The sequence below is a fragment of the Streptomyces sp. NBC_00076 genome (genome assembly GCF_045041235.1).
Taxonomy (GTDB): Bacteria; Actinomycetota; Actinomycetes; order Streptomycetales; family Streptomycetaceae; genus Streptomyces.
Map to the genome: position 1 here is coordinate 6963142 of NZ_CP108242.1, position 13540 is coordinate 6976681.

The window sequence follows — 13540 nt, forward strand, 5'->3', positions numbered from 1 at the left end:
GCACCTCCGCCGGCGAGTCCCAGCATGCCCCGGGCCGGGTGCCGGGCGCCGAAAGTTGTCCACAGGCGGGGGTGTTCGTCGTACAAGCCGGTCGTATGAATCAAATGCATGTGGGGGATCGGAGTCCAACCGTCCCGGAGTCGGGACTTCCCCCATGTGCAGCGGGTAACGTCGGGGCGTGTCCGCCGACCCCCTGCACCGCGCAGGAACGCCACAGCGCAGTACGACGAGCCAGCCGCCGAGCGGCTCGGGGGCGAGCGCGATCGAGGTGCGCAGGAGTGCCCGGCGTCGCCGGACGGTCTCCGCCTACCGCGAGGGCGATCGCACCATCGTGCTCATCCCTGCCCGGATGTCCGAGGCGGAGGAGCAGCGCTGGGTGGGTGTCATGCTCGACAAGCTGGCCGCCCAGGAGAGCAAGCGGGTCCTGGGGGACGTCGAGCTTGGCGAGCGGGCCGAGCGGCTGTCCGCCCAGTACTTCGACGGCCGGGCCAGGCCCAACTCGGTGCGCTGGGTCACCAACCAGAACACGCGCTGGGGTTCGTGCACCCCCGCCGAGGGCAGCATCCGTCTGTCGCACCGCCTTCAGGGCATGCCCGAGTACGTCGTCGACTACGTCCTCCTCCACGAGCTCGCGCATCTGCTCGTGCCCGGACACGGTCCGCGCTTCTGGCGGTTGCTGGAGGCGTACCCACGCACGGAGCGGGCAAGGGGCTATCTCGAGGGCGTGGTCGCCGTCGAGCGGTTGCCGCACCTGCCGGTCGCCCGCGAAGAGTGAGGCGCCCGCGAAGAGCGAGGCGCCCGCGAAGAGCGAGGCGCCCGCGAAGAGCGAGGCGCCCGCGGAGAGCGACGACCGACCCGCAGCGCTGGCTCCCGGCTCACCGAGCTGGATTTTGTACCGGATCTGTACCGACTTCCGTCGGTGTCCGAGTTTGCCGTTAGCCTGTCGCGACGTACTCGTATTCGGGATGGGGGACGGTCGTTACGCATGGCCAGGGAATTCCAACGAGGCCACAAGGCCAAGATCAGTGACCTGACCGCGGGTACGGATCTGTATGTGGGTGTACAGATCTCCGGCCCCGGACTGACCTTCGACATCAGCTGCTTCGGTCTCGACGCCGACGAACGGCTTTCGGACGACCGGTACTTCATCTTCTTCAACCAGCCGAAGTCACCCGAGGACTCCATCCAGCTCCTCGGCACGCAGGCGGGCGACACCGAGTCCTTCCGGGTCACGCTCGATCAGATCCCGCCGCAGATCCAGAAGCTGTCGTTCACCGCGACGCTCGACGGCGCCGGCCAGATGTCGCAGATCGCCCCCGGATACGTCCGGATCGTCGCCGGTGGGGAGGAGGTCGCCCGGTACTCCTTCGACGGTGGTGAGTTCTCCACCGAGCGCGCCGTGATGCTGGGGGACTTCTACCTGAAGGACGTGTGGCGTTTCGCGGCCGTCGGACAGGGCTTCGACGGGGGCCTGGACGCGCTGTTGAAGAACTTCGGCGGCGAGGTCGCCGAGGAGGAGCCCGCGCCCGAGCCGACCGCCCCGGCACAGACCCAGGCGCCGGCCTTCGCACCGCCGCCGCAGCAGGCCGCCGCGCCGCAGGCCCCCGCGCCCACGTTCGGAGCGCCTGCCTCCGCGCCCGCCCCGGCTCCGCCTGCCCCGCCCGCGCTGGCCCCGTCCGTCCACACGGCCCCGACGATCGTCGGAATCACGCCGCCCGGCGGAGTGGGCACGCCTCCCGGCACCCCGCCCAACACGCCTCCCGGCGTCCCGCCGCAGGCGCCCGCCGCGCCGACGAGCCCGCAGATGTTCACGCCACCCGGAGCGGGCCCGCAGGCGTTCACGCCCCCGGGCGCCCCTGCGGTCTTCCCCGGCCAGGGGCAGCCGTTCGCCGGAGCCACGGCGCTCGCGCCGGTGCCGCCAGAGGCCAACGTGCGGGTCGTTCTGACGAAGTACGCGGAAGCCCCGGTCGGCGACCGTTGGACGGAGCAGAACCCGCAGCTCGTGCGCGCCACGCTCACCAAGGGCGCCCCGATCCTCGCCAAGCAGGGCAGCATGGTCGCCTACCAGGGCGACATCGACTTCGCCCACAAGGGCTCCGGCCTGCTCGGCAAGCTCACCGGAGCGCTCACCGGCCAGGGCATGTCCCTGATGCGCTGTTCCGGCGACGGCGAGGTCTTCCTCGCGGACGAGGCGAGCCGCGTGTTCGTCATCCGCCTCCAGGGCGAACAGCTCTACACCAGCGCCCAGGGTGTGCTCGCGTTCGACGAGGCCCTGGACACCGAGGTCCGCCGGATCGAGGGCGCGGGACTGCCCGGCGGTGGCCTGTTCAGCATGCTGTTCTCGGGTACGGGCGCGGTCGCCGTGAAGACGCGCGGCGTGCCGGTCGTCATCCCCGTCGGCCCGGCCACCTACGTCGACGGAAACGCCGTCATCGCCTGGTCCGCCGGCGCGCAGGCGGTCACCACGACCGCGCTCAGGCTGCGCCGGTCCGGGTACGCCCGGCAGGCCTCCGAGGCCGTGAACCTCCAGTTCCGCGGCGCCCCCGGCAACTTCGTCGTCGTACAGCCCTTCGAGGTGTGAGACCCATGGACACTCAGACTCTCAGCGCGCACAGCGCCGCTTCGACCGGCGTCCGGATGACTGTGCACAGTTCCAAGACGCTCAAGGTCACCATGGCCACCGGGCACGATCTGCTGGCCAAGGCCGGCTCCATGATCGCGTACGAGGGCTATGTGCAGTTCGACGGGCCGCCGGCCACCCTCCGTCGTTCCGCGGAGGAGATGGTCACCGGTGAGGGCGGCAGGCTGATGCTCTGCCGCGGTGACGGCGACCTCTATCTGGCCGACTACGGCGGCGACATCCTCGTCCTCCACCTCAACGGCGAGGCGCTCTCGGTCAACGGCGCCACGTTGTTGGCCTGCGACGCCTCGCTGGAACTGACCGTCGAACCGGTCAAGGGGTTCGCCAAGCTGTCCGGCTCCGGCCTGACCAACCTGGTCGTCCGGGGCACGGGCTGGGTCGCGCTGGTCAGCCGGGGCGTTCCGATGGCCCTGGACTGCGCCGAGCGTGAGACGTACGTCGACCCGGACGCGCTCATCGCCTGGACGACCGGCATGGACATGAAGGCCCGCCGGACGGTCAAGGCGAGCGCCCTGATCGGCCGGGGCAGTGGTGAGGCCTTCCAGATCGGTTTCAAGGGGCAGGGCTTCGTAGTGGTCCAGCCGAGCGAGGACACCGGCGACCGATTCAAGGTCCGGGGCTGAGGGGAGCACCAGGCACATCATGCACAGCACACTCTTCGCACACATTCCGGTGGAGTCCACCGGTCGCTACACCCTCCAGAACCCGCAGCTCCTCAAGACCGACGTCACCCAGGGCAGCAGCCCCGTGCTCGCGCGCCAGGGGGCCATGGTGGCCTTCGAGGGGCAGGTGGAGTTCGACAGCCAGTACCGCAACCGCAGCTGGCGCAACGTCGAGCGGATGACCGGCGAGCGTCTGGAGCTCATGCGCTGCAAGGGCAACGGTGTCGTCTACCTCGCCAACCTGGCCCAGCACCTGCACATCATGGAGGTCGGCCGCGGTCTCACCGTCGACAGTTCCTACGTGCTCGCCTTCGACGGCTCCCTCGGGGTCGGCATCGTCGCGGTCGACAGTGCCGTGGAGGTGGCCTCGGCGGGCGCCTACAACCTGGAACTGTCCGGCTCGGGGCAGATCGTCCTCATGACCTCGGGCGAGCCGCTGGTGCTTGAGGTCACCCCCGAGAAGAACGTCTGCTGCGACGCGGACGCCGTGGTCGCCTGGTCGACGTCCCTGCGGACCCAGCTCCAGGCTCCGACCTCCACGTCCGCGGTGTGGCGCCGCCGGGGCTCCAGCGGTGAGGGCTGGGAAATGCAGTTCTCCGGGACGGGTCATGTCCTGGTGCAGCCCAGTGAGCTGCTGCCGCCGCAGCATCTGCGGACATCGGGCGTGCTCGGCCAGTTCGGCATGGGCAGCGGCGGCCTGCGTGGCAACTCCCTCGGGGGCAGCAACAGCTGACACCGTCCGCATCCGTCTCCGCATCAAGGGCGAACGTAAGGGGCGACCGCCAAGGCGTGCGCCCCTTACGTTCGCCCTTGATGCCTCAGAGTCTCGCGCGGGCCGCTTCCACCAGACGTACGACCGACTCGTCGGCGACCTCGGTGACCTCGTCGTACGTGAACCAGCGCAGGTCCAGGGACTCGTCGCTGATCGCTTCGACGGCACCGGACGGAGCGAGCGCCGCGTACTGGACGTCGAGGTGCCAGGCGCAGGGCGTGCGATGGCGGTCCAGGCGCACCGGGCCGCCCGGCAGCAGGCGCAGCCCTGAGATGCCCGACTCCTCGGTGCCCTCGCGCAGTGCCGCCGCGGCCAGGGTCTCGTCCGCCGGTTCGCAGTGGCCGCCCATCTGCAGCCACATGCGGAGCTTCCTGTGCAGGGTGAGCAGCACTCGTCCGTGCTCCGGGTCGATCACCATGGCGCTCGCCGTGATGTGCCCGTCCTCGCAGGCTTTCCACATGCCGTCCGGGTGCTCCGCGAGGTGGTCCAGGTAGGCCTGGCGCAGCACTTCCTGGTCCTCGTCATTCTTCAAGTTCTTCAGAACGAGGACCGCGTCGTCGTACAGGCTCACTCGGTGTCGTCGTCCTTGGTCTCGTCCTTGGTCTCGCCCTTGGCGTTCCCCTCGTCCGTGGAGCCGTCCTGCTTGGGGCCCCCGTCCTTCTTCCTGAGGTCGGGCTTGTCCGCCGCTTCGCCGAGCATCTTGTCCAGCTCGGAGAAGTCCAGCTGCTCGCGGTGCACGAAACCGTCCGGGTCGTCCAGATCGGAGGCGGTCGGCAGCATGTCCGGGTGAGCCCACAGGGCGTCCCGGCCGTCGACACCGCGCGCGTCCGTGAGCGAGGCCCACAGACGGGACGCGTCTCGCAGGCGGCGCGGGCGCAGCTCCAGGCCGATCAGCGTGGCGAACGTCTGCTCGGCCGGGCCGCCGGAGGCGCGACGGCGGCGCAGGGTCTCGCGCAGCGCGTCCGCGCCCGACAGACGGGGCTTCGCGGCCGCGTGCACCACCGCGTCGACCCAACCCTCGACGAGCGCCAGTGCCGTCTCCAGACGGGCCAGGGCCGCCTTCTGCTCCGGCGTGTCCTCCGGCTGGAACATGCCCTGCTGGAGAGCGTCCTGCAACTGCTCCGGGTTCTGCGGATCGAACTGGCCGACCACGTCCTCCAGCTTCGCGGTGTCGACCTTGATCCCGCGCGCGTAGCCCTCGACGGCGCCGAACAGGTGCGAGCGCAGCCACGGCACATGCGCGAAGAGACGCTGGTGGGCGGCCTCGCGCAGGGCCAGGTACAGCCGCACCTCGTCCTTCGACACGCCGAGGTCCCTGCCGAACGCGTCCATGTTCACGGGCAGCAGCGCGGCCTTGCCGGCCGGGCCGAGCGGCAGGCCGATATCGGTGGAACCGACGACCTCGCCCGCGAGCACACCGACGGCCTGCCCGATCTGCGTGCCGAACATGGCGCCGCCCATCGAGCGCATCATGCCGATGAGCGGGCCGGCCATGGCCTGCATCTCCTCCGGCAGGACGTCACCCATGGCGGCGCCGACACGCTCGGCGACCGGGTCCACCAGCTCCTTCCACGCGGGCAAAGTCGCCTCGACCCACTCCGCGCGGCTCCACGCCACCGCGGAGGCCGCGCCGGACGGCAGGGACGTCGCGTCGTCCAGCCACAGGTCCGCCAGGCGGACGGCCTCCTCCACGGCGGTGCGCTCGGCAGGGCCGACGCTCTTGTCCTTGGTGCCGTCCGCCGTGCCCTGCGAGACCGTCTGGCGGGCGATCTGTTTGGCCATGTCCCAGTTCACCGGGCCGCCCTCGTAGGAGAGCATCTGGCCCAGCTGCTGGAAGGCGGCGCCCAGGTCGTTGGGGTTCAGCGAACCGAACATGGCAGCGAGCGGATTGTCCGCGCCCGGGCCGCCGAAGCCGCCGGCGCCCGGCATCTCGCCGAAACCGAACGGGTTGGCCGGTCCCTGACCACCGCCGCTCTGCGGGTCCTTCTTCTTGCCCTCGTCGCCGTCGTCCGGCTCCTCCGGCGGAAGGCCGAATCCGAATGGGGTGTCACTCACGGGATTCCTCGGCTGGTAAGGCCACCGGTTCTTTCCGGCGGCGCGGCTGCCCGACAACACCACCCAGCGTAGACACCATGGGCGGTTCGGGCCTCGGTGCTTCGCCGACTCGCGGCCTGCGGCAGGATGGATGCCACCTGGTACGTACGCTTCACGCGCGCTCGTACTGAAGACAACCGCTGGAGACGCCCGGTGAGTTCCCCAGATCCACAGGTTCGCGCAGCGCGAAACCAGTCAACCAGTTCCGCCAAGCGCGGGCCCGTCGTCGCGGTCACCGGCGCAGCGTCCGGTGTCGGCGCGCTGCTCACCGAGCGGCTCGCCGCTTCGGAGGAGATCAAGCAGGTCATCGGCATCGACGAGCGGCGGGGGGAGTGCGCCGGCGCGCAGTGGCACATCCTGGACGTGCGGGATCCGGCCATCGCGGAGAAGCTGCGCGGGGCCGATGTCGTGGTGCATCTGGCTCTCGACCTCGACCTGGAGACCGATGCCGCCGCCCGGACGGCGTACAACGTGCGGGGTACGCAGACCGTGCTGACCGCGGCCGCCGCGGCCGGGGTCCATCGGGCCGTGCTGTGCACGTCCTCCATGGTCTACGGGGCCCTGGACGACAACGAGCTGCCCTTGTCGGAGGACGCGGAGCTGCGGGCCACGGCGGAGGCGACCGGGGTCGGGGACCTGCTGGAGATCGAGCGACTGGCTCGCAGGGCTCCCCGGGCGCATCCGGGGCTCAATGTCACCGTGGTACGGCCGGCTGTGCTCGTCGGCGGTACCGACACCGCGCTGACCAGGTATTTCGAGTCACCTCGACTGCTCGTTGTGGCTGGGTCCCGGCCCGCCTGGCAGTTCTGTCACGTCGAGGATCTGTGCAGCGCTCTGGAGTACGCCGTCCTGGAGAAGGTCGAGGGGGAGCTGGCCGTCGGATGCGACGGGTGGCTGGAGCAGGAGGAGGTCGAGGAGCTGAGCGGGATCCGGCGGATGGAGCTGCCCTCGGCTGTCGCGCTGGGGGCGGCGGCTCGGCTGCATCGGATCGGGCTCACGCCGTCTCCGGCAGGGGATCTGGCGTACACCATGTACCCCTGGGTGGTGAGCGGGAGCCGACTGCATGACGCGGGGTGGCGGCCGCAGTGGACCAACGAGGAGGTCCTCGCGGAGCTTCTAGAGGAGGTTTCCGGGAGACATACGGTGGCCGGGCGGCGGCTTGGACGGAAGGACGCGACGGCTGCGGGGGCCGCGGGGGCGACGGTGGCGCTGCTGGGAGCGGCGGCCGTGGTGCGGCGGGCTCGGAAGGCGCGTCGGCGGATCTGACCCGAAGAGGGTGTCCTGGTCGTGTGCCGAGGGCCCTGTCTTCGCATGGCGCCATGAGCGAGGGACGGGCCGGGAACAGCGGGCCGGTGCCCAGGAAGGTGCCGTCCAGCTCTGACCCAGGAGGCTGCGAACGACTACGCGCGCGTGCCGGGCGATGACGCTGTTCCCCGGGGTCCCGGCTGTGCGGCACGATGGGGGTATGGCACCCACACACGAGCATCCCGGTGAGCAGGCGGCTCAGGATCCGATCAAGCTGCTTGCCGTTCGGGAGACGGCCCTCTCCCTGGACGAGGTGTTCCGGGCCGTCGGGGACGACGCGGCCGGTGGCACCGCGTTGTTCGTGGGCACGGTGCGGAACCACGACGGGGGCGCCGATGTCGAGGCGCTCGGGTATTCGTGTCATCCCAGTGCCGAGGCCGAGATGCGGCGGATCGCCGAGAAGGTGGTCGCGGAGTATCCGGTGCGGGCGCTCGCCGCGGTGCACCGGGTGGGAGAGCTCCGGGTCGGGGACCTCGCCGTCGTCGTCGCCGTTTCCTGCCCCCACCGGGGTGAGGCCTTCGAGGCCTGTCGGAAGCTGATCGACGATCTCAAGCACGAAGTGCCCATCTGGAAGCACCAGAAGTTCTCCGACGGGACCGAGGAGTGGGTCGGGGCGTGTTGACCCCGGCCATGCGGGAACCCGGCGCCTGACACCCCGGCGGGTCGATCGGCTCCTCGGGGAAGCTGGGACGGTGGGAAAGGGTGACCTCTTCCTTCACCTCTCCGGTTGCGTAACCGCACCCCTGGCGTGAGCGTTGTCAGTGCGGAAGGCTAATCTGCTGATCAGTCAGTTGTGGTGGTTCAGGTGGGGTTGGAGGTCGTCATGGGGGCGCTCGTCTGGTTGCTGATTCCGCTGCTGGCCGCGATCGGCGCCGGCCTGTGGGGCAGCTGGGCCAACCGGACCCGCAAGGCTCGTCGTGACGGTCCCGAGCTTGACGGATATGCCCGGTTCCGGGCGGCCATGGAGAAGCCCGGTCCGGCACGTGACCCGGATGCGGCCCTGACGATGCGCTGACAGGACCGTCCCGTACTGTCGTGCCATGCCACGCCGCACCGCGACGATGCTCGCCTCCACCCTGATGCTGATCGCGCTCCTGTGCGCGGGAGTCTTCATCAACGTGCCGTATTCGGAGATGTCACCGGGGCCGACGGTGAACACACTCGGGGACCACGACGGCGAGCCGGTACTTCAGATCTCCGGGCGCAAGACGTACGCGGCGAGCGGGCATCTGAACATGACCACGGTGCGGGTCACCAGCGCCGACTACAAGATGAACCTGGTCGAGGCCGTCTACGGGTGGCTCGCGCACGACAACAAGGTCGTGCCGCACGACACCCTCTACCCCGACGGCAAGACCGAGGAGCAGTCCACCCAGGAGAACGCCGAGGAGTTCAGCCAGTCCCAGGAGAGCGCCAAGGTGGCTGCCCTGAAGGAGCTGGACGTTCCGGTGCGGTCATGGGTGATCGTCTCGACGGTCGTCAAGGACTCCCCGGCCGAGGGCCGACTGCACGCCGGAGACGTGATCAAAGCCGTCGACGGTACGGCGGTGAAGGAGCCGGCCGACGTCGCCAAGCTGGTGACCAAGCACAAGCCGGGCGACAAGGTCGTCTTCACGATCGTGCCCGCCAAGGAGCAGGCCGCCGCCGAGAAGAAGAACCGGACGGCGACGAAGACGCAGGACGTGACCATCACGACCAGGACCTCCGACGACAGTGGTGAGAAGCGCGCCATCGTCGGGATCTCCGCCGGGACCGATCACACGTTCCCGTTCACCATCGACATCAAGCTCGCCGACGTCGGCGGCCCGAGCGCCGGTCTCATGTTCTCGCTGGGCATCTACGACAAGCTCACGCCCGGCGACCTCACCGGCGGGAAGTTCGTCGCCGGCACCGGGACCATCGACGACGCCGGCAAGGTCGGGCCGATCGGCGGCATCGAGATGAAGACCGTCGGCGCGCGGGACAGGGGCGCCCAGTACTTCCTCACGCCCGCCGACAACTGCGCCGCCGCCGCGAGCGACACCCCGGAGGGCCTCACCCTCGTCAAGGTGAACACCATCGACGACGCACTGGGCGCCCTCAAGGACATTCGCTCCGGCGACACCGCCGACCTGCCGAAGTGCACGACGAAGTAGCCCGGAGGGCTACTCCTCGAACGTCGCCTTCAGCGCCTCCGCCAGCCCCGGTACCAGTTCGGAACCCGTGAGGACCTCCGTCGGGGAGTCCTTCGCGCGCAGCCGCAGGGCGGAGTCGCGGGCGCCGTCCCGCAGGACCGCGACCGTCATACGGACCTCTTGGCGGTCCGGGTGCTCGGCCACCCACTGGGCGAGCTTCTTCTCGCCGAGTCCCTCCGGGACGGACGCCTCGGCGGACGGCGGCAGCATCAGACGTTCCACGGTCAGCGCGCAGCCGACCACGGCGTCGGGCCAGGCGATGGTGCCGAGGAACTCGTCGAGCGGCTTGCCCGTTGGAATCTCGTCCTGCTCGATCGGGGTGAGGCCGGTGATCTCCTGCTCCGCCTCAAGGCCGAGCTGGGCCGCGAGCGCGGGTTCCTGGGTCCGCAGCCGGGCGGTGTCTACGAGGGCGAAGAGGCGGGCGGGCTGGTCCCAGCCGAGGCCGGAGGCGTACTCGTCGATCTCGAGTACCGCCCGGGTGAGCGGGCTGGCCGCCATGGGAGTGTTGGACATAATCACAATCCTGCCTCGTTCCCGGCCCGAATCGGGAACCGAGTAAAGCGTGAGTAAGTTGCATAGATGAGGGCCTACGATCACGTGGCCCATGGACGGCCCGTGACGACGCGGGTCTGACGGACCAACAGCGAACTTCGAGGTGCGCACCTTGGCTTTCCAGATGCCGGACCGCGGCGGAGGCCCGACGGGGCCACGGATCAGAGTGGGCCGCCCGTCCCGGCGAGTCCGGACCCTGCTCATGACGCTGGGCGTCCTTGCCGTTCTCGGCATGGCGTTCACCATGTTCGCGGGGTTCTGGACGGACTGGCTCTGGTACCGGTCGGTGAACTACTCGTCCGTGTTCACGACAACCCTGTGGACCAAGATCGGGCTGTTCTTCGTCTTCGGTCTGCTGATGGCCCTCGCGGTCGGCTTCAACATCTGGCTGGCCCACCGGCTGCGTCCGCCGCTGAGCGCCATGTCGATGGAGCAGCAGAACCTCGACCGCTACCGGATGGGTATCGCGCCGTACAAGAAGTGGCTGCTGCTCGGGGTCACTTCCCTGGTGGGCCTGATCGCGGGTGCCTCCGCCTCCGGCCAGTGGCGGACCTGGCTGATGTGGGTCAACGGCGTGCCCTTCCACCAGAAGGATCCGCAGTTCCACCTCGACGTCTCCTTCTACGCCTTCGACCTGCCGTGGTACCGGTTCCTGCTCGGCTTCGGCTTCGCCGCCGCGATCCTCTCCGTGATCGCGGCCGCGCTCACCCACTACCTGTACGGCGGGCTGAGGGTCACCTCTCCGGGAGCGCGCGCCACGGCCGCCGCGACCGGACACCTGTCGGTACTGCTGGGGATCTTCGTCGCCCTGAAGGCAGTCGCGTATTGGCTCGACCGGTACGGCCTGGCGGTGAAGTCCAGCGACTTCAAGGCCACCGACAACTGGACGGGCCTCAGGTACGTCGACGCCAACGCCTATCTGCCGGCCAAGACGATCCTGTTCTGCATCGCGGTGATCTGCGCGCTGTTGTTCTTCGCCACCCTGTGGCGGCGCACCTGGCAGCTGCCCGTCATCGGCTTCGGCCTGATGGTGCTGTCGGCGATCCTCATCGGCGGCCTGTACCCGGCGATCGTCCAGAAGTTCCAGGTCCAGCCGAACGAGCAGGCCAAGGAAGCGCCGTACGTCGAGAAGAACCTCAAGGCGACGCGTGATGCGTACGGCATCGACGACGCCAAGGTCGACGAGTACGCGGGCAAGTCCAACACCACGGACAAGACCAAGCTGCGCGACGACGCCAACGACGCGGCCAGCATCCGCCTGATGGACCCGAACGTCGTCTCGCCGACGTTCCAGCAGCTTCAGCAGATCAGGAACTACTACGCGTTTCCCACAAACCTGGACGTCGACCGGTACGGCAAGGACGGCAAGGACGGCAAGGACCAGGACACGGTCATCGGTCTGCGTGAACTGAACCTCAACGGCATTCCGAAGAACAACTGGATCAACGACCACTTCCGCTACACCCACGGGTACGGCGTGGTCGCCGCAAAGGGGACCGAGGTCGACTCCCAGGGCCGCCCTGTCTTCACCGAGTCCGACCTGCCGTCCAAGGGCGACCTCGGGACGTACCAGCAGCGGGTCTACTACGGCGAGAAGACCACCGCGTACTCGATCGTCGGCGGTCCCCAGAAGGAGATCGACTACTCCGACGACACCGGCGAGAAGACCTTCAGCTACACGGGCAAGAGCGGGGTCAACCTCTCCAACCCGATCAACCGGGCCGCGTACGCGGTGGCGTTCAACGAGCCGCAGATCCTCTACTCGGGTGCCATCGGCGAGGGTTCGCGGATCCTCTACAACCGCACTCCGAAGCAGCGCGTAGAGGCGGTCGCTCCGTGGCTGACCATCGACGGTGACGCCTATCCGGCGGTCGTGGGCGGCAAGATCCAGTGGATCGTCGACGCGTACACGACGACCAACGGTTATCCGTACGCCTCCCGTACGACCCTGGGGGACACGACGGCCGACTCGCTGACCGCGACCAACAACTCGCGTGCGGTGGTGGCCCAGCAGAACCAGGTCAACTACATCCGCAACTCGGTGAAGGCGACCGTCGACGCCTATACCGGTGAGGTCAAGCTCTACCAGTGGGACACCAAGGACCCGGTCCTGAAAACCTGGATGAAGGCGTTCCCGGGCACGGTCGAGTCCAAGGCCGACATCTCCGACGACCTCATGGCTCATCTGCGGTACCCACAGGACCTGTTCAAGGTCCAGCGTGAGCTGCTCAGCCGCTACCACGTCGAGGACGCGCAGACGTTCCTCAGCGGCAGCGAGGTGTGGCAGGTGCCGGACGACCCGACCAACAAGTCGGGCAACGCGGTACCGCCGTACTACCTGAGCATGAAGATGCCCGATCAGTCCTCGCAGGTGTTCTCCTTGACGACGACGTTCACGCCCAACGGCCGGGACAACCTCAGTGCGTTCATGACGGTCGACGCCGAGGCGGGCACCGGAGACTACGGCAAGATCAGAATCCTGAAACTGCCGACGAACACCACCGTCAACGGGCCCAAACAGGTGCAGAGCCAGTTCAACTCCAAACCGGACATCGCCGAGACCATCAGCCTGCTGAGCCGAGGCGACTCCGAGGTCGAGTACGGCAACCTGCTGGCGGTACCACTCGACGGCGAACTGCTCTATGTGGAACCGGTCTACGTCCGTGGTGGCGGCCTGAAGTACCCGCTGCTGAGAAAGGTGTTGGTGACCTACGGCGGCACCAGTGCCTTCGAGGACACCCTGGGTGCGGCCCTCAACAAGGTCTTCGGAGCGGACGGGGCGACCACCAAGCCGCCATCGGACGAAGGCGACACGACCACCCCGCCTCCGACGTCCACCAACCCAACGGTCCAGGCGGCGTTGAATGACGCCCAGAAGGCCTTCGACGCCGGCCAGGAGGCGCTGAACAAGCAGCCGATCGACTGGGAGGCGTACGGCAAGGCGCAGAAGGACCTCGAGGCCGCGCTGAAGCGGGCCGAGGACGCGCAGGCGGCGGCCGACAAGAGCGGAGGCAGCGGCGACAAGGCCGGCGACAAGGCCAGGAGCAGCCCGAGTCCGAGCAGCAGCCCCAGCGGCTGATCAAAGCCCACCCCGTGCCGTGATACGGTTGCAGAACAACGGCGCGGGGTGGAGCAGCTCGGTAGCTCGCTGGGCTCATAACCCAGAGGTCGCAGGTTCAAATCCTGTCCCCGCTACTGAAGTCGGCGACGCGAGTCGTACGCCGACGAAGGCCCGGATCCTGAAAAGGATCCGGGCCTTCGTCGTGTGCGAACGCATGTGCCGGGAAGGGGCACGGCGATGCTGTGGAGGGGAGTTGGGGGATCTGTGTTTGACTTGTCT

General features: G+C 68.8%; 12 protein-coding genes and 1 tRNA gene. 10 read left to right on the plus strand and 3 right to left on the minus strand.

The window, feature by feature from the left end; translation table 11 throughout:
* Positions 1–178: 178 nt before the first annotated feature.
* From OHA64_RS31810 to OHA64_RS31825, 4 genes are all read left to right on the plus strand, one after another.
* Positions 179–775, plus strand: a complete 597-nt coding sequence (locus OHA64_RS31810) for a M48 family metallopeptidase (protein WP_405618936.1) — start codon at positions 179–181, stop codon at positions 773–775.
* A gap of 210 nt (positions 776–985) precedes the next feature.
* Complete coding sequence (locus OHA64_RS31815; protein WP_405618938.1) at positions 986–2581, plus strand: TerD family protein; 1596 nt, start codon at positions 986–988, stop codon at positions 2579–2581.
* Between the two features lie 5 nt (positions 2582–2586).
* Complete coding sequence (locus tag OHA64_RS31820) at positions 2587–3264, plus strand: AIM24 family protein (RefSeq protein ID WP_405618940.1); 678 nt, start codon at positions 2587–2589, stop codon at positions 3262–3264.
* Positions 3265–3283: 19 nt separating this feature from the next.
* Positions 3284–4036, plus strand: coding sequence for an AIM24 family protein (locus OHA64_RS31825; protein ID WP_405618942.1), 753 nt, complete (start codon positions 3284–3286; stop codon positions 4034–4036).
* A gap of 85 nt (positions 4037–4121) precedes the next feature.
* Here the strand turns inward: OHA64_RS31825 and OHA64_RS31830 are convergent, their stop codons facing one another.
* Together OHA64_RS31830 and OHA64_RS31835 are read right to left on the minus strand one after the other, a co-directional pair.
* A complete protein-coding gene (locus OHA64_RS31830; RefSeq protein WP_405618944.1) occupies positions 4122–4646 on the minus strand; it encodes an NUDIX hydrolase in 525 nt (174 codons plus the stop codon).
* A complete protein-coding gene (locus tag OHA64_RS31835; RefSeq protein ID WP_405618946.1) occupies positions 4643–6130 on the minus strand; it encodes a zinc-dependent metalloprotease in 1488 nt (495 codons plus the stop codon). Before OHA64_RS31835 ends, OHA64_RS31830 begins: the two co-directional genes overlap by 4 nt.
* A gap of 192 nt (positions 6131–6322) precedes the next feature.
* Between OHA64_RS31835 and OHA64_RS31840 the strand changes: the two genes are divergently transcribed.
* The 4 genes from OHA64_RS31840 (at position 6323) to OHA64_RS31855 (ending at position 9609) form a co-directional block, all read left to right on the plus strand.
* Positions 6323–7435, plus strand: coding sequence for an SDR family oxidoreductase (locus OHA64_RS31840; RefSeq protein ID WP_405618948.1), 1113 nt, complete (start codon positions 6323–6325; stop codon positions 7433–7435).
* 199 nt (positions 7436–7634) lie between these two features.
* Complete coding sequence (locus OHA64_RS31845; RefSeq protein ID WP_405618950.1) at positions 7635–8096, plus strand: molybdenum cofactor biosynthesis protein MoaE; 462 nt, start codon at positions 7635–7637, stop codon at positions 8094–8096.
* A 201-nt stretch (positions 8097–8297) separates the two neighbouring features.
* Complete coding sequence (locus OHA64_RS31850; protein ID WP_405624206.1) at positions 8298–8489, plus strand: hypothetical protein; 192 nt, start codon at positions 8298–8300, stop codon at positions 8487–8489.
* Between the two features lie 25 nt (positions 8490–8514).
* Positions 8515–9609 carry a PDZ domain-containing protein gene (locus tag OHA64_RS31855; protein ID WP_405618952.1) on the plus strand — a complete coding sequence of 365 codons (1095 nt, stop codon included), beginning with the start codon at positions 8515–8517 and terminating at the stop codon, positions 9607–9609.
* A 9-nt stretch (positions 9610–9618) separates the two neighbouring features.
* On the opposite strand, the gene OHA64_RS31860 is transcribed toward OHA64_RS31855, so the two are convergent.
* Entirely contained in the window at positions 9619–10161 is a 543-nt protein-coding gene (locus tag OHA64_RS31860; protein ID WP_405618954.1) for a PPA1309 family protein, read from the minus strand.
* Positions 10162–10324: 163 nt separating this feature from the next.
* Between OHA64_RS31860 and OHA64_RS31865 the strand changes: the two genes are divergently transcribed.
* The gene (locus OHA64_RS31865; protein ID WP_405624207.1) at positions 10325–13279 is read left to right on the plus strand and encodes a UPF0182 family protein; all 2955 of its coding nucleotides are present in this window, start codon (positions 10325–10327) and stop codon (positions 13277–13279) included.
* A gap of 42 nt (positions 13280–13321) precedes the next feature.
* Positions 13322–13395, plus strand: a tRNA-Met gene (locus OHA64_RS31870).
* Positions 13396–13540 lie beyond the last annotated feature (145 nt).

What these genes read in the sequence shown, in the direction of transcription:
- OHA64_RS31815 (WP_405618938.1), top strand. Translation starts at nt 986, where the DNA reads ATGGCCAGGGAATTCCAACGAGGCCACAAGGCCAAGATCAGTGACCTG.
- OHA64_RS31820 (WP_405618940.1), top strand. Translation starts at nt 2,587, where the DNA reads ATGGACACTCAGACTCTCAGCGCGCACAGCGCCGCTTCGACCGGCGTC.
- OHA64_RS31825 (WP_405618942.1), top strand. Translation starts at nt 3,284, where the DNA reads ATGCACAGCACACTCTTCGCACACATTCCGGTGGAGTCCACCGGTCGC.
- OHA64_RS31845 (WP_405618950.1), top strand. Translation starts at nt 7,635, where the DNA reads ATGGCACCCACACACGAGCATCCCGGTGAGCAGGCGGCTCAGGATCCG.
- OHA64_RS31850 (WP_405624206.1), top strand. Translation starts at nt 8,298, where the DNA reads ATGGGGGCGCTCGTCTGGTTGCTGATTCCGCTGCTGGCCGCGATCGGC.
- OHA64_RS31855 (WP_405618952.1), top strand. Translation starts at nt 8,515, where the DNA reads ATGCCACGCCGCACCGCGACGATGCTCGCCTCCACCCTGATGCTGATC.
- OHA64_RS31860 (WP_405618954.1), bottom strand. Translation starts at nt 10,161, where the DNA reads ATGTCCAACACTCCCATGGCGGCCAGCCCGCTCACCCGGGCGGTACTC.
- OHA64_RS31865 (WP_405624207.1), top strand. Translation starts at nt 10,325, where the DNA reads ATGCCGGACCGCGGCGGAGGCCCGACGGGGCCACGGATCAGAGTGGGC.